General features: G+C 70.1%; 17 protein-coding genes. 7 read left to right on the top strand and 10 right to left on the bottom strand.

Going from position 1 to position 22652, the window contains the following annotated elements:
• The first annotated feature begins 93 nt into the window (after positions 1-93).
• From BJ998_RS29005 to BJ998_RS28990, 4 genes are all read left to right on the top strand, one after another.
• Entirely contained in the window at positions 94-1179 is a 1086-nt protein-coding gene (locus BJ998_RS29005) for a polyprenyl synthetase family protein (protein WP_376776011.1), read from the top strand.
• Between the two features lies 1 nt (position 1180).
• The gene (crtI, locus tag BJ998_RS29000; protein ID WP_184866527.1) at positions 1181-2707 is read left to right on the top strand and encodes a phytoene desaturase family protein; all 1527 of its coding nucleotides are present in this window, start codon (positions 1181-1183) and stop codon (positions 2705-2707) included.
• 10 nt (positions 2708-2717) lie between these two features.
• A complete protein-coding gene (locus tag BJ998_RS48690; protein WP_312890382.1) occupies positions 2718-3497 on the top strand; it encodes a lysophospholipid acyltransferase family protein in 780 nt (259 codons plus the stop codon).
• Positions 3498-3754: 257 nt separating this feature from the next.
• Positions 3755-4900 carry an HNH endonuclease gene (locus BJ998_RS28990; RefSeq protein WP_184866526.1) on the top strand — a complete coding sequence of 382 codons (1146 nt, stop codon included), beginning with the start codon at positions 3755-3757 and terminating at the stop codon, positions 4898-4900.
• A gap of 289 nt (positions 4901-5189) precedes the next feature.
• Here the strand turns inward: BJ998_RS28990 and BJ998_RS28985 are convergent, their stop codons facing one another.
• Both BJ998_RS28985 and BJ998_RS28980 read right to left on the bottom strand, forming a co-directional pair.
• Positions 5190-7631, bottom strand: coding sequence for an FUSC family protein (locus BJ998_RS28985; protein ID WP_184866525.1), 2442 nt, complete (start codon positions 7629-7631; stop codon positions 5190-5192).
• Positions 7632-7680: 49 nt separating this feature from the next.
• Positions 7681-8685: a LacI family DNA-binding transcriptional regulator gene (locus tag BJ998_RS28980; protein WP_184866524.1), complete on the bottom strand. Its 1005-nt coding sequence runs from the start codon at positions 8683-8685 to the stop codon at positions 7681-7683.
• A gap of 120 nt (positions 8686-8805) precedes the next feature.
• Here BJ998_RS28980 and pgm point away from each other — a divergent pair, with 120 nt between their 5' ends.
• Entirely contained in the window at positions 8806-10449 is a 1644-nt protein-coding gene (pgm, locus tag BJ998_RS28975; RefSeq protein WP_184866523.1) for a phosphoglucomutase (alpha-D-glucose-1,6-bisphosphate-dependent), read from the top strand.
• Between the two features lie 59 nt (positions 10450-10508).
• Positions 10509-10919, top strand: a complete 411-nt coding sequence (locus BJ998_RS28970; protein ID WP_184866522.1) for a PPOX class F420-dependent oxidoreductase — start codon at positions 10509-10511, stop codon at positions 10917-10919.
• A 7-nt stretch (positions 10920-10926) separates the two neighbouring features.
• Here BJ998_RS28970 and BJ998_RS28965 read toward each other — a convergent pair whose 3' ends face one another.
• From BJ998_RS28965 to BJ998_RS28950, 4 genes are read right to left on the bottom strand one after another with little or no spacing between them, the layout of a single operon-like run.
• Positions 10927-11760 (bottom strand): crotonase/enoyl-CoA hydratase family protein, encoded by an 834-nt coding sequence (locus BJ998_RS28965; RefSeq protein WP_184866521.1) that lies wholly within the window; start codon positions 11758-11760, stop codon positions 10927-10929.
• A gap of 1 nt (position 11761) precedes the next feature.
• A complete protein-coding gene (locus BJ998_RS28960; protein WP_184866520.1) occupies positions 11762-13081 on the bottom strand; it encodes a flavin-containing monooxygenase in 1320 nt (439 codons plus the stop codon).
• Between the two features lie 37 nt (positions 13082-13118).
• Positions 13119-13679 (bottom strand): TetR/AcrR family transcriptional regulator, encoded by a 561-nt coding sequence (locus BJ998_RS28955; protein ID WP_184866519.1) that lies wholly within the window; start codon positions 13677-13679, stop codon positions 13119-13121.
• A complete protein-coding gene (locus tag BJ998_RS28950) occupies positions 13669-14487 on the bottom strand; it encodes an oxygenase MpaB family protein (RefSeq protein WP_184866518.1) in 819 nt (272 codons plus the stop codon). The genes BJ998_RS28955 and BJ998_RS28950 overlap by 11 nt, the downstream gene beginning before the upstream one ends.
• Before the next feature lie 171 nt (positions 14488-14658).
• Between BJ998_RS28950 and BJ998_RS28945 the strand changes: the two genes are divergently transcribed.
• Positions 14659-16407: an AMP-dependent synthetase/ligase gene (locus BJ998_RS28945; RefSeq protein ID WP_184866517.1), complete on the top strand. Its 1749-nt coding sequence runs from the start codon at positions 14659-14661 to the stop codon at positions 16405-16407.
• Positions 16408-16432: 25 nt separating this feature from the next.
• Here the strand turns inward: BJ998_RS28945 and BJ998_RS28940 are convergent, their stop codons facing one another.
• From BJ998_RS28940 to BJ998_RS28925, 4 genes are all read right to left on the bottom strand, one after another.
• Complete coding sequence (locus BJ998_RS28940; RefSeq protein WP_184866516.1) at positions 16433-19435, bottom strand: alpha-mannosidase; 3003 nt, start codon at positions 19433-19435, stop codon at positions 16433-16435.
• 27 nt (positions 19436-19462) lie between these two features.
• The gene (locus tag BJ998_RS28935) at positions 19463-20278 is read right to left on the bottom strand and encodes a carbohydrate ABC transporter permease (RefSeq protein ID WP_184866515.1); all 816 of its coding nucleotides are present in this window, start codon (positions 20276-20278) and stop codon (positions 19463-19465) included.
• Positions 20279-20351: 73 nt separating this feature from the next.
• Positions 20352-21233 (bottom strand): carbohydrate ABC transporter permease, encoded by an 882-nt coding sequence (locus BJ998_RS28930; protein WP_184866514.1) that lies wholly within the window; start codon positions 21231-21233, stop codon positions 20352-20354.
• Positions 21234-21237: 4 nt separating this feature from the next.
• Complete coding sequence (locus BJ998_RS28925; RefSeq protein ID WP_184866513.1) at positions 21238-22542, bottom strand: ABC transporter substrate-binding protein; 1305 nt, start codon at positions 22540-22542, stop codon at positions 21238-21240.
• Positions 22543-22652 lie beyond the last annotated feature (110 nt).

The following is a 22652-nucleotide window of genomic DNA, read 5'->3' as shown; positions in this document are numbered from 1 at the left end:
GCACGCGTTGGGCGCACGACGGAGGTTGGCATGAGCAAGCCGGGCATTCTGGCCGAGCTTTGGCCGGACCAGCCCAGCGACGACCCGACGGCGTTGCACCCCTGCGACACCGGCTTCCTCGGCCTGGTCGAGCGGGCGCTGACCGACTACCTCAACCGCCGCCGCACCGAGGCGGCGCTGGTGGACGAGAACTTCGCGATCGCGGTGGACGCCCTCGCCGACTTCGTGCTGGGCGGCGGCAAGCGGATCCGGCCGACGTTCGCCTGGTGGGGCTGGCGCGGTGCGGGCGGCGACCCGCGCGACGCGGGCACCGACGCCGTGGTGATGGCCGTCAGCGCGCTGGAGCTGATCCAGGCGTGCGCGCTCGTGCACGACGACCTGATGGACGCCTCGGCGGTGCGCCGAGGCTCGCCGACCGTGCACGTCGCCTTCGCGGACATGCACCGGTCTTCGCACTGGGCCGGTACCGCGGAGCGGTTCGGGCAGGCGTCGGCGGTGCTGCTCGGCGACCTCGCGCTGGCTTGGGCCGACGACATGCTCCGTGAGTCCGGCCTCGGCGCCGGCCAGCTGCACCGGGCGTACGAGCCGTGGCGGGCGATGCGTACGGAGATGCTCGCCGGGCAGTACCTCGACGTGCTGACGCAGGCGCACGCCGACGAGTCGGCGGAGGCGGCGCTGCGGGTGGACCGGCTGAAGACCGCCGCCTACACCGTGGAGCGGCCGTTGCACCTCGGCGCCGTGCTGGCGGGTGCCGGTGACGGGCTGGTGCAGGGGCTGCGGCAGTTCGGCGTGGACATCGGCCTGGCCTTCCAGCTGCGGGACGACCTGCTCGGCGTGTTCGGCGACCCGGCCGTCACGGGCAAGCCGGCCGGTGACGACCTCCGTGAGGGCAAGCGCACGCTGCTCGTGTCGCTGGGCCTCCGCCACGCCGAGGAGCAGCGCCGGTTCGACGACGCCACGCGGCTCCGGTCGGCGATCGGCCGGCACGACCTCGACGAGCCCGCCGTGGACGTGATCCGCGACCTGCTGGTCGACCTGGGCGCGGTGGCGGCCGTGGAGGCACGCATCGCCGAGCTGCGCGACCAGGCGCTGGCGACGCTGGCCGCGACACCGGTGGCCGAACCCGCCGCGTCCGAGCTCGCGCGCCTGGCAGTCGCCGCGACCAGGCGTAACCACTGACATGAAAGCCATCAAGGGGCACACGGACCACGTCGTCGTGGTCGGCGCCGGGCTGGCCGGGCTCTCCACGGCGCTGCACCTGCTCGGCGCGGGCCGGCGGGTGACCGTCGTCGAACGCGACCGGGTCCCGGGCGGGCGGGCCGGGCAGCTCGACGTCGACGGCTACCGGCTGGACACCGGCCCGACCGTGCTGACCATGCCCGAGCTGCTCGACGAGGCCTTCTCGGCGGTCGGCGACTCGCTGGCGGCGCGCCTGGACCTCGTGCCGCTGCATCCCGCGTACGTGGCGCGGTTCCCGGACGGCAGCTCCATCGACGTGCACAGCGACGCCGACGCCATGGAGGCGGAGGTGCTGCGGGTGGCCGGGCCGGGCGAGGCGGCGGGGTATCGGCGGCTACGGCAGTGGCTGACCGGGCTGTACGTCGCTGAGCGCGACCGGTTCATCGGCGCGAACTTCGACTCGCCGCTCGACCTGGTCGGGCCGTCGCTGGCCCGGCTGGCCGGCATGGGTGCGTTCGGGAGCCTGGGCGCGAAGGTCGGCGGCTTCGTCAAGGACCGCCGGCTGCGGCGAATCTTCTCGTTCCAGTCGCTGTACGCCGGCGTGCCGCCGGAGCGGGCGCTCGCGGCGTACGCGGTGATCGCGTACATGGACACCGTCGCCGGCGTGTGGTTCCCGCGCGGCGGCATGCGGAGCGTGCCGGAGGCGATGGCGGCCTCGGCGGCCCGGGCGGGCGCGGAGTTCCGCTACGGCACGACCGTCGCGTGGCTGGAGCGCATCGGGTCGCGGGTGGCGGCCGTGCGGACGACCCATGGTGAGCGGATCGCCTGTGACGCCGTGGTTCTGACGCCGGACCTGCCGGCTTCGTACCGGCTGCTGGGGCATCTGCCGCGGCGGGTCGTGCCACTGAGGTGGTCGCCGTCGGCCTTCGTGCTGCACGCCGGCGTGGACCGGTCGTGGGAGACGTTGGGGCATCACACGATCTCGTTCGGGGCGGCCTGGAAGCGCACGTTCTCGGAGATCACTTCGCTCGGGCGGCTGATGAGCGATCCGTCGCTGCTGATCACCCGTCCGACCGCGACGGACGCCTCGTTGGCGCCGGAGGGCCGGCAGCTGCTGTCGGTGCTGGCCCCGACGCCGAACCTGGAGCTGGCTCCGATCGACTGGGACCGGGTGGCGCCGGCATACCGGGACGAGCTGGTGGGTCTGCTGGAGGAGCGGGGGCTGACCGGCCTCGGCGATTCGGTCACCGTGGAACGGGTGCTCACGCCGTCCGACTGGGCCCGGCAAGGGCTGGCCGCGGGGACGCCGTTCGCCGCCGCGCACACGTTTGCGCAGACCGGTCCGTTCCGGCCGCGGAACCTGCTGCGGGGCATCGACAACGTGGTGCTGGCCGGCTGCGGGACGACGCCGGGGGTGGGCATCCCGCCGGTGCTGATCTCGGGGCGGCTGGCGGCCGACCGGATCACCGGCGGGCGGGCGGCGGCCAGTGGATCGTCACATCACGATCTGGCCCGCTCAGCCACCTGATCGTGCGAGAGTGGCCGCTGTGCTCATCCCGGAGGCGACCGACGACACCAGCACCGCGCCCCGCGGTGTGCGCGAGAAGTTCCTGCTGACGCTGCGCACCCCGCGCAGGGGGCGCGGCTTCTGGTACGGCTTGGCGATCGATGTGCTCTGGCCGTTCGTGATGATCTTCACGCGGTCGGGTTGGCATGGCGGGCGGCACATACCTGCCGAGGGGCCGGTGCTGATCGCCAGCAACCACGTGTCCTTCGCGGATCCGGTGACGGTGACGGCGTACGTGCTGGCGCACGGGAGGATTCCGCGGTATCTGGCGAAGGCCGGGCTGTGGAAGGTTCCGGTGGTACGGAGCGTGCTGGCGGGTGGGCGGCACATTCCCGTGCATCGGGGGACGTCGAAGGCGACCGATGCTTACCGGGATGCGGTGAAGGCAGTTGAGGCCGGGGAGTGCGTGCTGGTGTTCCCGGAGGGGACGTTCACCGCGGATCCCGACGGGTGGCCGTCGGTGAAGCAGGCCAAGAGCGGCATCGCGCGGCTGGCGTTGGCGACCGGGGCACCGGTGGTGCCGATCGGGCACTGGGGGACGCAGTTCGTGTTGCCGCCGAAGGGGCGGTTTCCGCGGTTGTTGCCGCGACGGCGGGTGGTGATCTGCACCGGGGAGCCGGTGGATTTGGCGGATCTGCTGGGGCAGGAGCCGACTCGGGAAGTGGTGGAGGAGGCGACGCGGCGGATCGTGAAGGGGATCGTGGAGCAGGTGGAGAGGGCTCGGGGGGAGAAGGCGCCTCGGGGGGTTTGAGGGGGGCTTCTGTTGGGTCGCGTGGATTTGGTGTGGAGCCTCTGGACGACGGCGCTCAGGGCTGTTTAGGGGCAGGCAGAGCCTGCCCTGAGTCGCTGTCAATTGCATGCCATCGTCCACCTCCACACAAAATCCACGCTTCGCTCAGCGCTTCCCCGATCCCCCAGGGCGCACAGCGCCGGGAGTCGGCGATTATGCATGAAACAATCACCCGTTAGTGATTCGAGTTCGATCTTCGCCGAGCATATTCTAGACACATGGAAGAACTCACCCTCGACATGGAGAACCAGGAGCCCTGCGGGGCCCTGTTTGACCTGTTGGCGAGGGTGGACATTCCCGGCCTCTCCGATCAGGAGAAGGTCACCGCCTACATTCTGGCCGGCAAGATCGCCGCATTCGGCCACGCCATCCAGCTGGAGGTCCTCCACCACGTCGACGACCTCACCGAACTGGCCATGGCCGGCCACGAACCCGAGCGGGCGTTGGGACAACGCAAGGAATTCAGCCGGGTGGTCGAGACACTGCCCCGCCTGTTCGCCCAGCTGCGGCGCGGGGAAATCGACCAGCGGCGGCTGGAGGTCGTGGATGAGCGGGTCGCCCACCTGCCCACCCAGGCCCTGGTCACCCAGGTCGAGGACTCCCTGGTCGAGGTCGCTGCGGGGTTGAACCGCAGCCAACTCGCCCGGCAGACGACGAAGTTGGTCGCGCTGGCCGATCCCGACGGTAGCGACCAGCGCTGTCAGCGCGCCAAAGCCGAGCGGCGGGTTGAGTTCACGCCGCTGCCGGACGGGATGGCCCAGCTCAAGGCGGTGCTGCCCGCTGTGGAGGCCCGCATGGTCTACGACCTGCTCAACGCTGATGTCGCCGAGCTACCCAAAGACGACCGGACCACCGACCAGAAGCGGGCCGACGCCTTCCTCGACCGTTTCCTCGCCAACACCAAGGACCGCCAGGTCCAGGTCCATGTGACGATCCCCGTCGAGACCCTCATCGGCCTGACCAAAGAGCCCGGCCTGCTGGACGGCTACGGCCCCATCCCCGCCGAACTCGCCTGCGAACTGGCCATGCAAGGCCCCTGGCGCGGGATCCTGCTCGACCAGTACCGCCACGCCACCGCCATGAGCACCGCCAAGTACCGGCCCACCGCCCCCATGCGCGAGATGGTCAAGGTCCATGACGGCGGCCTCTGCACCGCCCCCGGCTGCACCAGCCCTATCCGCGAACTCGACCACGTCATCCCCTGGCCCAAGGGCAAAACCAAGGCCACCCAACTCAAGGGCCTGTGTTCCTGGCACCACCACCGCAAACACGACAACTACACGGTGACCCTGGATTCCGACGGCACCATCCGCTGGACCACACCCCAGGGCCGGGTCCATACCACCCGACCCCACCAATACTGACCCGCCCCCGCCCCCCATTCTTTGACAACTCCACAGCGAACGAAACCCGCCCACCCCAACCTGCCGGAGCCCTTTCACCACCTCCACCCCACACTTGGGCCGATTTTGTGTGGAGGTGGACGATGGCATACAATTGACAGCAACTCAGGGCAGGCTCTGCCTGCCCCTAAACAGCCCTGAGTGCCATCGTCCAGAGGCTCCACACCAAATCGGCCCACCCAACACCACATAAACCCGCCACGGCCCGACAGAGAAATCTCACGCACTCATCAATCACCAAATCCCCGCCTCACCGCCAGGCGTCCCGCTCCTCCTCCAACACCACGTCCTTGCTCACCGGTCCCGCCCCCACGGTCACCAGATCCGCACTCGGATGCCGCCCCGGGCTGGATGCGATCAGCAAATACGTCCCGCTCTCCGGCACCTCGATCCGGTACCGCCCGTCATCTGCCGGCACGGACCGCCCCACCTGCCGTCCCTTGCCATCGACCAGGGTCAAAGCCGCGTCCACAACCGGCTCCCCGGCCCCGTCCCGGACCTGCCCGAGCAGCCGTGACGTGACCCGGTCGACCTCTTCCGCGGGCTCGGTCTCGGTGTCGTCGGCCAACCCGAGCGGCCGAGCCAGCGCCACCACCAGCTCGTCGAGATGGTCGACGCTGGCCATGATCCGCCGCCCGACGGCGTCATCGGCCTCAGCATTGCCTTCGGCGAGATGCCGCGGCCGCACGTGCGTCGACAGAGCGTCACCGGCGACGACCCGTTCCCGCCCACCCGCCCCGTCATCCCCGCCGACCGCCCCGATCAGTCGACTCAGGTTCTCCGCGATCCGACCGCTCGTCCGCGGCAACCGATCGTCCTGCGCCAGCAACGCCGGCTCGGCGTTCGCCGCCAGATTCCGGGCGTGGTAGGCCGCGCTGCCGAGAATCGCCAGCATGTGCCGGAGTTCGCTGCGCTGGTTCCGGTACGGGCTGATCACATGGGTCATCGGCTCGGCCGCCTTGCGCAGGTCGGCCAGTTTCTTGTCGATCTCTCGGGACTGGTCGATGAGATCCACGTTGTCGGCGTCCCGCAGCAGCCCGGTGGCGTCCTGGATGAACTGTCGCAGCGCCTGCAGCACGGCGGCGACGTCCTCCTTGATGATCGTCCGGGTCTTGGTCGGCAGCACCAGCACCGCCGCGATCCCGCCGCCCAGCGCGCCGATGATGGTCTCCTCCAGCCGCAGCACCAGCACCTCGGGCGTGAAGGTGCCGATCAGGCTGTACAGCAGCGCCAGCATCATCGTCATGAAGAAGGTCATCAGCCCGTACGAGACCTGCACGACGTACACGCCCAGGCTGATGCACCCGATGATCAGAATGAGGATGAGCGCGTTCTGCCCCGACACCAGGGTCGCGGCGACCATGCCGGCGAGGATGCCCAGCAGCGTGCCGATGGTCCGACGGAAGCCCCGGATCAGGATGTCGCCACGGGAGGTCGTGTTGGCGAACACCAGGAACGCCGTGATCACCGCCCAGTACCAGCGCTGGGTCGACACGAACTCCCCGCCCAGGATGGCCAAGCCCGCGCCGATCACCGCCTGGATCGCCTGCCGCGTCGTCAGCCGCAAGCCCTCCTGGGGCGCGGGCGGTGTCGACGACTGGTCGGACGCCGGTTCCTCGACCCGGCGATGCCGGCCGGCGTGCTCCTCCGTGACGGCGGCGAGCATGTCCGACTCCAGCTCGGCCCGGGCGGACGTGATGCTGACGGCCAGTTCCCGGATCGCCCGGCGCAGCCGGGTCACGTGCGGCGGGTTGTCCAGGGCGTCGAGCTGCCGGCCGATCTCGCTGAGCCGGCTGATCGACATGTCGTCCTCGTACACCAGTGCCGGCCGCGGATCCCGGCCCGCCAGCAGCCGCAGCTCCTGCAGCTCGGCGACCAGCCCCGACCGCAGCTCCGCCGGGATCTCCGCGCCCGCGACCAGCCGGCGGGCGGCGATGGCCAGCCGTTCGCCGGTCAGCTCGATGTCGACGACGTCCAGCTGCCACTGGTCGAACTGCGCCGGCTCGACCAGCTCGGCCAGCTCCGTCTCCACCATCAGCGCGCATTCGTGCAGCCGCCCCACCCGGCGCCGCAGCTGCTCGTGCCGGCGGTCGTCCGGGTCCTCCACCAGATGCGCGGCGGCGTCGACCAGCTGGCCGAGACGCGCTCGGAACGCCACGACGATCCGCCGCAGCGACAGCCGGGGCCGGCGCGGCACCAGCACGAAGTGCGCCAGCGCCGAGCAGCACAGCGCCACCACCACCGACAGCAGCAGCGTCGGCAGCTGCTCGACCGTGGCGTGGATGAACAGCGAGAAGAAGAACGTCATGAACGCGACCATGCCGACGGCGAACCCGCGCGGGGCGTATCGCCGCAGGTAGACGGCCACGAAGATGATCACGAGGAACACCGCGTCGCCGACCGGCGGCCACGGCTCCAGCAGCGCGCCGGCGGAGATCGACACCCCGGCCGACACCGGCAGCAGCAGGAACGTGCCGGCCTTGGCGCGGACGGTCTTGTCGTTGACCGACATCGCCGACATCATCGCCACGATCGTGCCCAGCATGATCGTCGTGATGGGCAGGCCGAGCAGCGCCAGCGCGGCGATCGCCAGCACGACGCTGACCGCCGTGCGGATCGCCTGCCGGAGCCGGAGCGTGCCCGGATCGGCAGCGGCGAACCGATCGAGCACGGCGTCGAACACGTGCCTCATAGGCTGACGACTATGCCGTACGCCGGCACCGGGAGATCAAGACATGCCGTCAGGCTGAGCGCCGAATCACCAGCCTGGGGCGCACGACCGGCCAGTGCGTCGCCGCCGTCGTCTGCTCGGACAGGATGAGCCCGACCTGCTCCACGGCCAGTTCCCCGATCCGCCGCTTGTCGATGTGCAGCGTGGTCAGCGGCGGGTCGACCAGCTCCCCCAGCTGCAGGCCGTCGAAGCCGATGACGGCGCAGTCGGCCGGCACCTGCCGCCCCAGCCCCCGCGCGGCCTGCACGGCCCCGACGGCGACGAGGTCGTTGAACGCGAACACCGCCGTGACGTCGGGATGGGCCCCGAGCAGGGCCTCCATCGCGGCCGCGCCGCCGGCGACCGAGTGGTCGCAGTCGAAGATCCAGCCCTCGTCGACGGCGAGCCCCAGCTCCTGGGCGACGGCCAGGTAGTGCCGGCGGCGGCCGCTCTGCGACGGGTACGGCGCCCCGTCGAGCATGCCGATCCGGTTGTGCCCGGACGACACCAGGTGCCGCAGGCCGGCGAGCATGCCGCCCTCGATGTCGATGCGCACCGACCCCAGTCGCGGCGAGGTGCTGGGCCGCTCCAGCAGCACCAGCGGCACCCCGCCGGCGTGCCGCTCCAGCTCGTCGTCGGGGTTGCCGAGGTAGCCGACGATCGCGTCGGCCTGGTGGGACAGCACCTCCAGCGCCGCCAGCTCCCGCTCCAGCGAGTACTGGGTGTCGCAGACGACGACGTGCCAGCCGCGGTGCTCGGCGGCGGCCAGCACGCCGGCCGTCACCTCCGGGAAGAACGGGTTGGCCAGGTCGGAGACGATCAGGCCGATGGTGGTGGTGTCCTGTTTGACCAGTCCCCGCGCGAACCGGCTCGGCCGGTAGCCGAGGGTGCGCACCGCTTCCAGAACGCGTTGCTTGGTGGACGGCGTTATCTCGGCCATGTCGTTGACCGCCCGGGAGACGGTCTGCCGCGACACCCCCGCCAGTTTCGCGACGTCCTCGATGGTCGCTCGGCCCCGGCGTCCAGGTCTGCTCATGCGCCCTTCCTCGCTCGGATTCCCCTGGAGTTACCTGATTGCATCCGGGCCCGGCGGAACACCGCCGTCAGGGTGAGACAATGCCGACCGCCGCTGCGCACCTATCGAGGAGGAGCCCGGATGTCGGTGGATCCCAGGGCCGGACAGCCCGCAGAGCCGTCCGATCTGGTCGACCTGGCCAAGTTGGTCACGGCCTACTACGCCGAACACCCGGACCCGTCGGTGCCGGAGCAGCGGGTGGCGTTCGGCACCTCCGGCCACCGCGGTTCGGCCCTGTCGATCGCGTTCAACGAGGACCACATCCTGGCCACCAGCCAGGCGATCTGCGAGTACCGGGCCGGCCAGGGCATCACCGGTCCGCTGTATCTGGGCAAGGACACGCACGCCCTGTCGGAGCCGGCGTTCGTGAGCGCGCTGGAGGTGTTCGCGGCCAACGGCGTGCGGGTGCTGATCGACAGCCGCGACGGCTACACGCCGACCCCCGCCCTGTCGCGGGCGATCCTGGCGCACAACGCCGGCGGCGGCGCCGATCGGGCCGACGGCGTGGTCATCACGCCGTCGCACAATCCCCCACGCGATGGTGGTTTCAAGTACAACCCGCCCAACGGCGGCCCCGCCGACACGGACGTGACGCGCTGGATCCAGGACCGCGCCAACGAGTTGCTGGCCGCCGGACTCGACGGCGTGAAGCGCGTGACCTACGCGAAGGCGCTCGCCGCCGACACCACGGGCCGCTACGACTTCCTCGACGCGTATGTGAGCGAACTTCCGACTGCGGTCGACCTGGACGTGATCAAGTCCTCCGGGCTGCGTATCGGCGCGGACCCGCTGGGCGGCGCATCGGTCGCCTACTGGGGCGAGATCGCCGACCGGTACGGGCTGAACATGACCGTGGTGAACCCGTTGGTGGACGCCACCTTCCGGTTCATGACGCTGGACTGGGACGGCAAGATCCGGATGGACTGCTCGTCGCCGAACGCGATGGCCTCGCTGATCGGCCGCCGCGCCGAGTTCGACCTGGCCACCGGCAACGACGCCGACTCCGACCGGCACGGCATCGTCACGCCCGACGCCGGCCTGCTCAACCCCAACCACTTCCTCGCCGTCGCCGTGGACTACCTGTACCGGCACCGCGACGGCTGGTCCGCCGACGCCGCCGTGGGCAAGACGCTGGTCAGCTCGTCGATGATCGACCGCGTGACCGCCAGCCTGGGCCGGCGGCTGGTCGAGGTGCCCGTCGGCTTCAAGTGGTTCGTGCCGGGCCTGCTGGACGGCTCGGTGGCGTTCGGCGGCGAGGAGAGCGCCGGCGCGTCGTTCCTGCGCCGCGACGGCCGCGTGTGGACCACGGACAAGGACGGGCTGCTGCTGTGCCTGCTGGCGGCGGAGATCACCGCCGGCACCGGCAAGACCCCGAGCCAGCGCTACGCCGAGCTGGTCGGCGAGTTCGGCGCGCCCAGCTACGCCCGCGTCGACGCGCCGGCCACCCGGGAGGAGAAGGCCAAGCTGGCCAAGCTCTCCCCCGAGGCCGTCACCGCGACCGAACTGGCCGGCGAGCCGATCGAGCAGCGGCTGACCGAGGCCCCCGGCAACGGCGCCGCCCTCGGCGGCCTCAAGGTGACCACCCGGTCGGGCTGGTTCGCGGCACGGCCGTCCGGCACCGAGGACGTGTACAAGATCTACGCGGAGAGCTTCCAGGGCGACGAGCACCTGGCCCGGATCCAGCAGGAGGCCAGGGACGTGGTCACGCAGGCCCTGGCCGGCTAGGGGAATGTGTCCCGGGACACGGCGGTTGCAGCCGTCAAACACCTAGGGAAGGGACCCCGATGGATCTCGACGCCGCCAGGGACGTGATCCGCACGCAGCACCGTGCGGTGCTGGCCACGACACGCGCCGACGGCTCGACGCAGATGTCGCCGGTGACGGTCGACGTGGACGACGAGGGCTACGTGGTGATCAGCACCCGGGAGACCGCGTACAAGCTCAAGCACATCCTGCGCGACCCGCGGGTGGCGGTGTGCGTGCTGCCGGACGAGTTCTTCGGCCGCTGGATCCAGGTGGAGGGCACGGCGTCGGTCGTGCACCTGCCGGAGGCGATGGACGGCCTGGTCGAGTACTACCGCCGGGTCTCGGGTGAGCACCCGGACTGGGACGACTACCGGGCGGCGATGGTCCGGGACAAGCGCGTGCTGGTCCGGATCAGCCTCGACAAGGCCGGTCCGGACCGCAACGGCTGAGCGGGGCCTACTCCCCCGTGAACTTCGGCGGGCGGCGCTCGAAGAAGGCCTGCGCCGCCTCGCCGAGGTCCTTGCTGGGCAGGAACGCGGAGTTCCACGCGCCGACGTAGCGCAGGCCGGCGGCGACCTGCGGGGCGCGGGCGGTGTCGAGCACGTCCTTGACGCCCTGCACGACCAGCGGCGGGTTGGCGGCGATCTCCTCGGCCAGCTTGCGGGCGGCGTCGAGCACGTCGTCCTGGGTCTCGTAGACGTCGTTGACCAGGCCGATCTTCTCGGCCCGGCGGGCGTCGACGTCCCGGCCGGTGAACGCCAGCTCCCGCAGGTGCCCCTCGCCGATGATGCCGACGAGGCGCTGCAGGCTGCCCAGGTCGGCGACGATGGCCACCTTGACCTCGCGGACGCTGAACTTGGCGTCGGCGCTGGCCAGGCGGATGTCGGCGGCGGAGATGACGTCGACGCCGCCGCCGATGCACCAGCCGGACACGGCCGCGATCACCGGCTTGCGGCAGGCGGCGACCGAGGTGACGGAGTCCTGCAGCCGGCGCAGGTCGTGCAGGAACCGGGTCCGCGGCTCGGCCAGCGCCGGGTCGGAGCCGAGCAGCTCGGCCCAGCTCGGCATCATCGCCGGCAGGTCGAGCCCGTACGAGAAGTTGGCCCCGCTGCCGGTCAGGATGACGGCCCTGACCTGCGGGTCGGCGTCCAGCGCGCCGAAGACGACCGGCAGCTCGCGCCAGAAGTCCGGGCCCATGGCGTTGCCCTTGCCCGGCCCGAGCAGGGTCACCTCGGCGACGTGCCCGGTCACCTTGACGTTCAGCGACACCAACTGATCCAGATCGGCCATCTCAGCTCCCCGTGCCCATCAACTTACTCGACGGTAACATACGGCGGAGCCGTTTCAGGTCGGCCAGGTACTCCTGGAAGTCGACCTCGATCGTGTGCCGTTTCGACGCCACGTAGCGGCGGCGCATCCGCTCCCGGTAGCGGCGGATCTCCCGGTTCATCTCGTCGGCGGACGGCAGCGCGGCCGCCCCCTCGATCAGGTCGGCGATCCAGTGCGCCTGCGCCTCGGCCAGCGGCATGATCGCGCCGAGCGGCTGGATCAGTCCGAGGAAGTACAGCCCGGGATGGTTCACCGGCACCACCCGCTGATAGAGCGCCACTTCGTTGTCGGCCGTGGGCACGATGTCGTCGGCCAGGAACGGGAAAGTTATCCGATATCCCGTGCAATAGATGACCGCGTCGACCTGTTCGCGGCTGCCGTCGTCGAAAACGACATCGGAGCCGTCGAAACGAGCGATGTTCGGTTTCACCACGATGTCGCCGTGACCGACCCGGGTGAGGATGTCGTCGGAGACGGTCGGATGCGCGGCCAACACCTTGTGGTCCGGCTCGGGCAAGCCGTAGCGGGTCACCGAACCGCGGGTCAACGCGAGCAACGCTCGCATGGAAAGCCGTTGCAGCCACAGGGGTCCGCGGGCCAGCGGCGACGTCGTCAGGTGGTCGGTCGGAATGCCGAACAGGAACTTCGGCAGGATGTGGGCGCTGCGGCGCATGGCCAGGAACGTCCGGTCGGCCACCCGGGACAGCTCGACCGCGATGTCGCACGCCGAGTTGCCGATGCCGAGCACCAGCACCCGCTTGCCGATGTACGGCTCGAACGTCTTGTAGTAGTGGGAATGCACCCGCTCGCCGGTGAACGTACCGGGGAACTCCGGTTCCCGCGGATCCCAGTGGTGGCCGTTGGCGACGATCACCGAGCGGTACGGCAGAGTCCGCTCGGCCCCGGTGTCCCGCTCGCGGATCGTCACGTCGTACCCACCGTCGCGAGGGACGACGGCCGTCACCTCGGTCCGGAAGGCGATCTTGTCGCGGAGGCCGAAGTGGTCCACGAAACTGTCGAAGTAGCGGGCGATCTGGAAGTGGTCGGGATAGGCCGGCAGGCCCGCCGGCATCGGGAAGCTGGCGTACTGCATCTGCCGGGTCGAGGTGTTGATGTGCAGCGACCGGTACGCCGACGACATGCCGTTGTCGTTGCGGTACCGCCAGTTGCCGCCGACCTCCGACCCCACCTCGTAGCAGTCGAATTCGATTCCCCGGGACTGCAGCACCTGGGCCGCCGCGATGCCCGACGAGCCGGCCCCGATGACACACACCTCGGCCATGCGCCCTCCCTCCGGTCGACGGGCATCAGCCTCGCAGTCAGGACAGCAGCGGCACCAGATAGGAATTGGCGAATTCCCGAACCGCGTCGTCGTCATCGACGGCGACGACACCGTCGGGCGTCAGCGTGAACGAGATGGCCAACCGCACCAGAATTTCCGCCAGCACCCGCGGATCCCGGCTCATCGACGGGCCGGCCACCTCCTCGTACTGCGAGACGAGGAAGTCGCTGGCGGCGGCGATGACCCCCGAGCCGCGCAGCGTCAGGTACGGCACCAGCTCCTCGGGATCGCTGATCAGCAACCGGGTGAGCAGCGCGTCCGTGCGAACCTTGCGCAGCCCCACCACAAAGCCCTCGACCAGGCGCTCCGCGGCCGTCGGCAGCGGGCCGATCGCCGCGACGATCTCGCCGAAGAACCGGGCGCTCTCCCGCACCAGGGCCGCCTGGACCAGCACGTTCTTGTTCTCGAACCGCCGGTACACGGTCGCCCGGGACAGCCCGGCGCGGCGGGCGACGTTGTCCACGCTGGTGCGCCGCAATCCGTAGGCACGCAGTTCTTCGACGGCCGCGTCGAGGATCAGGTCGTCGTCAACGGGCAACGGCGACCCGCTTCATCGCCGCCCGGGAGCGGGGCGAATACCGCAGCCGGTACGGCACCAGTGGCCACACCACGTGCACGATCTTGGCGAAGATCCGCAGCAGCCGCTCGTCCCGCGCCGTCCAGGACGCCCCGATCCGGTCGAGAATCGCCGGGTGCAGCGTGCCGCGGTTCACCCACCACAGGAACTTGCCGAACGGGCGCTTGAACAGCCGGTAGATCGGGGCCGGCAGGAGCGGAAACCGCTCCGGCGGGCGGTCGACGAAATCGAGCAGCCCCCGGGCCACCGGCGTCACCTCCAGCACCTCGCGGCACATCCGGTCCAGGTAGCGCTCGTAGCCGGCCCAGTCCTCGGGGGCGACGCGGTCGCTGACGCCGTAGAGCCGGTAGCCGGCCATCGTCTCGGCGTAGAGCTGCGCCTTCTCGGCGTCGCTGAGCCGATGGTCGAACAACTCGATCGAGCGAACCATCGTGTCGAAAATCGTCAGGTGCGCCCAGAAGTACGTCTCCGGATCGAGGGCGTGGTAGCGCCGGCCCTGCTCGTCGACGCCCTTGATGTCCACGTGGTACGAGGTGATCTGACGGGCGGTGGTCTCCGCGTCCGGCCAGTCGAAGGTGACGCCCTGGATCTGCGGCACCGAGCGGATGATCCGCTCCCACGGCTCGCCGAAGAAGTCGGAATGGTCCCGCACGCCCGCGCCGAGGCCGGGATGCATCAGCTGCAGCAGCCCGACCCGTACGAGCAGCAGCAGAACGCGGTTGTCCCCGGCGTGCCGCCAGTGCAGCGAGCCCGGTCCGGCCAGGTCCATGGCCGCCTCCCGAAACGGTGAGACGATTCCCCCTCTTTGTATCACCGCGGCAACTCGGCCACCACCCTCGCGGCGCTCGGGCACGTCGATTGGCACCCACCAGGGGAACTGTTAGCGTCAACGCGATTCTGAGCTGGGGGCGTGTGGAGGAGCCGGCGGGGAGGAGGATCGATGAGCACGCTGTGCGCCGTGTTCCAGGCGACGGCGGCCAAGCACCCCGACCTGGTGGCGCTGCGCACCCCGGCCGACGCGGTCACCGTCACCTGGCGCGAGTACGCGGAGCGGGTGCGGCGCATCGCCGCCGGACTGGCGACGCTCGGCGTCCGCCGCGGCGACACCGTGGCCCTGATGATGGTCAACCGGCCCGAGTTCCACCTGGTCGACACCGCCGTCTTCCATCTCGGCGCGACGCCGTTCTCCCTGTACAACACGTCCTCGCCGGAGCAGATCCAGTTCCTCGTCGGCAACGCGGCCAACCGGGTGGTGATCTGCGAGGAGCAGTTCCTGCCGACCGTGCTCGCGGGCCGCGACGGCACCGCCGTGGAGCACGTCGTCTGCGTCGACGCCGCGCCGGAGGGCACCATCGGCCTCGACGAGCTGGAGACGCGAGAGCCGGAGGACTTCGACTTCGACCGGACGTGGCAGGCCGTCGAACCGGACGACGTGTTGACGCTGATCTACACGTCCGGGACGACCGGGCCGCCCAAAGGGGTGGAACTCAGCCACCGGAACATGCTCGCCGCGGTGACTGCGGCGGCGTCCGTGCTGCCGGCCGACCACAACGACCGGATCATCTCCTTCCTGCCGCACGCGCACGTCGCCGACCGTTGGGGCACGCACTACACGCAGATAGTCACCGGCCTGCAGGTCACGTGCGTGGCGAACCGCCGGGCCGTGCTGGCCGCGGTCGGCGAGACCAAGCCGACGATCTTCGGCGCCGTGCCGCAGGTCTGGTACAACATCCGCGCCGGCGTCGAGGCGATGATCGCCGGCGAGATCAACCAGGCCCGCAAGACCGCCCTCACCCAGGCGATCAGGATCGGCCTGGACTACGTCCGCGCCGAGGAGCCCGACGAGCAGCTGCGGTCGCGCTACCGATCGGCCGACGAGCGCACGCTGGCGCCGCTGCGGGCGATGATCGGCTTCGACCGGATCCGGTACGCGCTGTGCGGCGCCGCCCCGATCACCGCCGACGCCGTCGAGTTCATCAACGCGCTGGGCATTCCGCTGTCCGAGGGCTGGGGCATGTCCGAGGTGTGCGGGCTGGCGACGCTGAATCCCCCGCACGCCAACCGTTTCGGCACCTGCGGGCCGGCCATCCCCGGCGTCGAGCTGCGGCTCGGCGACGAGAACGAGCTACTGGTCCGCGGCGACCTGGTGATGAAGGGCTACCGCGGCGCCGTCACGCACGCGGCCGCCTCCCTCGACGAGGACGGCTGGCTGCACACCGGCGACGTCGCCACGATGGACCCGGACGGGTACGTCCGCATCATCGACCGCAAGAAGGAACTGATCATCAACTCCAGCGGCAAGAACATGTCGCCGAGCACGATCGAGAACACCATCAAGGCCGGCTGCCCGCTGATCGGCCAGCTCGTGGTGATCGGCGACGCGCGGCCGTACAACGTGGGCCTGGTGCTGCTGGAACCCGAGGTGGCCAAGGGCTTCGCCAGCGCCAACGGCCTCGCCGACGCCGACCTCGTCGAACTGACCAAGGCCGACGCGGTGCGCGATGCCGTCGCCGCCGGCATCGACGCCGGCAACCAGCGGCTGTCCCGGGTCGAGCAGGTCAAGCGGTTCGCCATCCTGCCGACCTGGTGGGAGCCCGGCTGCCCGGAGCTGACGCACACGTTGAAGCTTCGCCGCGGCCCGATCACCGAGCGCTACGCCGCCGAGATCGAGGAGCTGTACGCCGACTGAGCCGGCGCACAGCTCCTCTGGCGATTCAGCGGGTGAAGCGTAGCGTCAGGACCTGGAACGGTCGCAGCTCGACCTCAACCCCGTTGTCCGCCAACGAACGGTCGGCCAGGGTCCGCTCCAGCAGGTCGGTCTCGCGAACGCCCGAAGCCGTGAACGACGGGGTGACGACAGCCTTGGCCCGGCCGCCCAGTGACTCGTACAGGCGGACCACGATGTCGCCGGAGCGGTCGTCCGCGGCCTTGACGGCCTCAACGACCACGGCCGGGTTGTCGACGGTGAACACCGGCGCGACCGGCTCGCCGCCGGTGACCCGACGCTCGGGCAGGTTGATCCGGTAGCCCTCACGCACCGCGTCGGCGATGGCCGCACCGGGCACCAGGGAGTAGTTGAGCTTGTGGAAACCCTGGTCGGTCAACGGGTCCGGGTAGCGCGGGGCCCGCAGCAGCGACAGCCGGACGGTCGTGGTGGTGCCGCCCTCCGACCGGGCCTTGCGGGTGATGTCGTGCCCGTAGGTGGAGTCGTTGACGACGGCGACGCCGTAGCCGGGCTCGCCGACGTGCACCCAGCGGTGGGCGCAGATCTCGAACTTCGCAGCGTCCCAAGAGGTGTTGACGTGCGTGGGCCGGTGCAGGTGGCCGAACTGGATCTCCGACGTGGAGCGGTCGGCGTGCACGTCGACCGGGAAGGCGACCTTCAGGAACTTCTCGGTCTCCTGCCAGTCGACCTCGGTCTCGACGTCCAGCCGCCGCTCGCCGGCACGCAGCCGCAGCACCTGCGTCAGGGTCGACTCCCCGAACGTGCGGCGGATCCGGATCGCGCCGACGTCCTTGCCCTCGTCGACGGCGACGACCTCGTCGGCCTCGACCAGGTCGCGGACGTTGTTGCGGTAGAACGGATCCACGTCCCACGCGTCCCACTGGTTCGGCGTGTCGACGTGCAGCTGCAGCAGGTTGCCGACAGCGCCGGGGGCCAGCACCTCGCGGTCGGCCACCAGGTCGCGGAGGGACGTGATCAGACCCCGCTCGTCGACGGTGACCCGCAGCAACCCGTTGTCCAGCACCAAACCTTCGACGGCAACCGGCTGCTCGTCGGCGGAATCCGTTGCGCCGGCGGCGAGTCCGGGCACGCCGGAGCGCCCGTGCGGGGCGGCGTTGAAGACGATGGTCTGCTCACCGTTGCCCGCCAAGGACTCCAGCGCCCCGCCGATGATCGACTCCAGCTCCTCGGCGACCTTCGCGTACGTCGCCTCGGCCTCGCGGTGCACCCACGCGATCGAGCTGCCCGGCAGGATGTCGTGGAACTGGTGCAGCAACACCGTCTTCCACAACCGGTCGAGCTGCTCGTACGGGTACTCGTACCCGCCCTTGAGCAGCGCCGCCGTGGCCCACAGCTCGGCCTCGCGCAGCAGGTGCTCGCTGCGGCGGTTGCCCTGCTTGGTCCGCGCCTGCGTGGTGTACGTGGCGCGGTGCTTCTCCAGGTACAGCTCCCCCGACCACACCGGGGCGTCGGTGTACTCCGCCTCGGCCGCCGCGAAGAACTTCGACGGCGGCTCGATCGTCACCCGAGGCGAACCCTCGAGGTCGGCCGAGCGCCGGGCAGTCTCCAGCATTTCCCGGGTCGGACCGCCGCCGCCGTCGCCGTAGCCGAAGGGCACGAGCGACCGGGTCGCCTTGCCGTGCTCGGAGAACTGCCGGCTGGCGCGGGCCAGGTCGGCGCCGAGCAGGTCGGAATTGTACGTGTCGACCGGCGGGAAGTGGGTGAACACCTGGGAACCGTCGATGCCCTCCCAGTAGAAGCTGTGGTGCGGGAACCGGTTGATCTGGTTCCACGACAGCTTCTGGGTGAGGAACCAGCGCGAGCCGGACAGCTTCACCAGCTGCGGCATGGCCGCGCTGTAGCCGAAGGAGTCCGGCAGCCACACCTCCTCGGTCTCGATGCCGAACTCGTCCAGGAAGAAGCGCTTGCCGTGGACGAACTGGCGGGCCATCGCCTCGCCGCCGGGCATGTTGGTGTCGGACTCCACCCACATGCCGCCGACGGGCACGAACTGCCCGCTCTCGACGCGCTGCTTGACGCGCTCCCAGACGTCCGGGTGCTTGTCCTTGATCCACGCGTACTGCTGGGCCTGCGAGCAGGCGAAGACGAACTCCGGGTAGTCCTCCATCAGCGCCGTCACGTTGGAGAACGTGCGGGCGCACTTGCGGACGGTCTCCCGCAGCGGCCACAGCCACGCGGAGTCGATGTGGGCGTGGCCGGCGGCCGTGACCCGGTGCGCGCTGGCGTGCGCCGGCCGGGACAGCACCTCGGCCAGCTCCTCGCGGGCCAGCGCGGCGGTGCCGGGCACGTCCAGGAAGTCCAGCCGGTCCAGCGCCCGGTCCAGCGAGCGCTGGATCTCCCAGCGGCGCGGCTCCCGGTCGCCGAGCTCGTTCTTCAGGCTGCTCAACACCTCGATGTCCAACAGCAGGTCCCAGACGTCCCGGTTGAACACGGCCAACTCGGCCCGGACCACGTGGTAGATCGGGTCGGTGCCGGCCGTCTCCTTCAGGCCCAGCTGGGTCGGCTGGAACGGCACGATGTCCTGGATGACCGGGTTGGCCGCCGCCTCGACGTAGAACAGCACCTCCTCGCCGCCGGCCACGGACGTGCCGACGGGGATGTGGGTGCTGCGCGGGGCCAAGCCCTTGATCGGCTTGCCCTCGGGCGTGTACGCGAGGCCCTCGCACTGGAAACCCGGGCCCGGGTGGGTGAACCCGAGATCCACCACCGCCTCCACGTGCCGGCCGGCCCACTCCGCGGGCACCGTGCCCGACATCCGGAACCAGCTCGTCGCCCACGGCGCGCCCCAGGCGTCGCCGACCGCGGCCGGCCCGTACTGCGCGGCCAGCGCCTCGGCGACCGGCACCGGCTCCCCCGGCGCGTGCCAGACCTCCAGCCGCAGCGGCACGGCCGCGCCGTAGACCTCCGGCCGGATGCGCTGGCGGACGGTCCTGGTCAGCCGCTCGTCGAGCAGGCTGCGATCATCGTGCATGGGTCGCTCCGTGTCCCCGTGTGTTGGTCAACCCTTGACAGCGCCTTCTCCGACCCCGCGGAAGAAGTACTTCTGCGCCGCCACGAACAGCAGCACCAGCGGCGCCACCGCAATCATCGTGCCAGCCGCGATGAGCCGCTGGTCGTTGACGAAGGTGCCCTGCAGGTAGCTCAGCCCGATCGTCAGCGTGTAGCGGGCCGGATCGCTCAGCACGATCAGCGGCCACAGGAAGTCGTCCCAGCTGAACATGAACGAGAAGACGGCGACCACGACCACCGTCCCCCGCGCCGAGGGCAGCGCGATGCGGGTGAACCGCTGCCAGGCGTTGGCCCCGTCGATGACAGCGGCCTCTTCGACGGCCGACGGCAGCGCCAGGAAGGCGTTGCGCATCAGCATCACGTTCAGCGCACCGATCGCGCCGGGCAGCACGACCGCCGCCAGAGTGTTGCTCAGGTGCAGCGATCGCATCACCAGGAACAGCGCCACCATGATCGCCTCGAACGGGACGAGCAGGCTGGCCAGGAACACCGTCGTCGCCGCCGTCCGGCCACGGAACCGCAGCCGGGCCAGGGCGTAGCCGGCCATGCTCGCGCCCAGGCAGTTCGCCACGACGTTGGCCACCGCGACGATCAGCGAGTTCAGCGCGAACGACCAGATCGGCACCGCGTCGGCGACCCGCGCGTAGTTGCCGGGCGTCGGGTGCAGCGGGAAGAGCTGAGGGGGCGTCGAGTAGATGTCCTCGGTGACGCCCTTGAGCGACGTCGACAGCTGCCACAGGAACGGGCCGACCGTGATCACGAGGACCAGGAGCAGCAACGCGTACCGGCCGACGATCCGGCTCACAGGCCCTCCTCGCTAGCGCTCGTCGCGCCTGCGAGCAAGGGCGCAGTGCTCGATGGTTCGCTCGCAAGCTCGCTCACAGGTCCTCCTGGCGGTTGAGCCGGTTGGTGGCCAGCAGCAGCCCGAGCGTGAGGACGAACAGCACCACCGACAGCGCCGACGAGTAGCCGAGATCGCCGGTGAGCCCGGTGCCGACCTGCTGGATCAGCATCACCAGCGTGGTGTCGGCGCCGCCGGGGCCGCCGGCCTGGCCGGCCAGCAGGTACACCTCGGAGAACACGCGGAACGCCGACACCGAGGACAGCACCGCCACCAGCACCATCGTCGGGCGCAGCGCCGGCAGCGTCACCGAGAACAGCCGCCGCCACCAGCCGGCCCCGTCCACCTGGGCGGCTTCGTGCAGGTCCTTCGGCACGGTGCCGAGCGCCGCCAGGTAGATGACCATGTAGTAGCCCAGCCCCTTCCACACCGTCACGAGCATGGCGCTGACCAGCAGCAGCCACTGGTCGGTGAGGAACGGGATCGGCGTCTTCAGCACGCCCAACGCGGTCAGCACGTCGTTGACCAGGCCGCGGGTGTCGAGCAGCCAGGTCCAGATCAGGCCGACGACGACAATCGAGGCGATCACGGGCGTGAAGAAGGCCGTGCGGAAGAACGTGATGCCGGGCAGCTTGCGCTCCACCAGCAGCGCCAGCAGCAGCGGCAGCACCACCAGCGGCGGCACGACGCCGACGATGTAGAGGGCGCTGTTGCCGACCGCGGTCCAGAACGCCGGATCCCGCACCATGCGCACGAAGTTGTCCGCGCCGGTGAAGTGCCCGCCGCCCAACACCTTGGCGTCGGTGAAGGCGAGGACGACCGTGTTCAGGAACGGGAACAGGCTGAAGCCGATCACCACGGCCAGGCCGGGCAGCAGGAACAGCCAGGGCGTGAACCAGCGCTGCTGAGCGATCCTCACCGCGCTAGCCGGCCAACAGCTTGTTGCATTGGGCGACGGTGTCGTCCAGCGCCTGCTTCGGCGAGGTCTTGCCCTGCATGGCGTCGGACATCTTCTGCTGCAGCAGCGTGGTCATCTGCTCGCTCCACTGCACCGGCGTGTAGTTCACCGCAGTCTCCAGCTGCTTGGCCGCGGCCACCCGGACCCGGCCCTCGTCGGTGCCGCCGTCCTGGGAGAAGTACGGGTCGCTCATCGTCCCCTTGGTGCTGGGGAAGATCGCCGTCAGCTTGGCGAAGGCCATCTGGTTCTCGGCGTTGGTGACGAACTTGGCGAACGCCAGCGCGGTCGGCTTGTTCTTGCTGGCCGCCGGCACCGACAGGCCCTGCACGTACAGCACGGCCTTGCCGGTGTTGGTGATCGTCTTGGTGATGCCGACGTTGGCGTACAGGCTCGGCGCGTTGGTCTTGAAGTTCTGCAGGTCGTAGGCCGAGCCGGGGGCCCAGGCGATCTGCTGGTTCATGAACTTCGTGCCGGCGCCGGTGTAGTTCGCGGTCAGCGCCTCGGGAATGAGCGCGCCCGCGTCGTAGAGGCGCTTGTACATCTCGACGAACTGCACGCCCTTGGGCTCGTTGAAGGTGAACTTGCTGCCGTCGGCGTTCATCACCGTCACGCCGTACAGGCCGAAGTCGGCGATCACCGGGGTCAGCCCGAGCATGGCGATCTTCTTGTCGCTGCGCTGGGCCATGACCAGGGCGTCGTTCTCCAGCTCGGAGTAGTTCGTCGGCGGGTGCTCCGGGTCCAGGCCGACCTGCCGGAACAGCGCCTTGTTGTAGAAGGTCGGGCCGGTGTTGAGGTACCAGGGGAAGCCGTAGGAGCCGGTCTGGCCCGGGATCGCGTACGCCGCCCAGGCGTTGTCCAGGTAGTCCTTCCTGGCGTCCGGCATGGCCGTGTCGATGTTGAGCAGCAGCTTCTTGCGGGCCAGCGGGAAGGACAGGTCCGGCGGCACGTTGACCACGTCGGGCAGGTTGCCGGCGGCGGCGTCGGCGGTGACCTTCTGCAGGTAGCCGTCGGCGGGCTGGTCGATCCAGTTGACCTTGACGCCGGCGTGCTGCTTCTGGAACGCCGTGATCAGGCCGTTGATGTAGTCGGTGTACTTCGGCTTGAGCGCCCAGGTCTGGAACTTGATCTCGCCGGTGACGTCGCCGGTGACCGGGCCGCTGTCAGCGTTGTCGTCCGAGGAGCCGCCCAGGCCGCAGCCGGCCACTCCCAGCGCGGTTGTCGCCGCGACGCCGAGCAGGAAACCACGCCTGGACAGGGGATTCGTCGGCATGACAACCGTCCAAAGGTGTTGAGCAGCGCCGGGGGACCCGCACGAATGTGCCAAAGGCCCGCCATCGTTGTCAACCGTCGAATTTGTCCTGGTAGAGGCCTTGACATGTC

The organism is Kutzneria kofuensis (assembly GCF_014203355.1).
GTDB classification, from domain to species: Bacteria; Actinomycetota; Actinomycetes; order Mycobacteriales; family Pseudonocardiaceae; genus Kutzneria; species Kutzneria kofuensis.
Note: the sequence above shows the minus strand (reverse complement) of the source record. Positions and strands in the feature narration are given on the sequence as shown.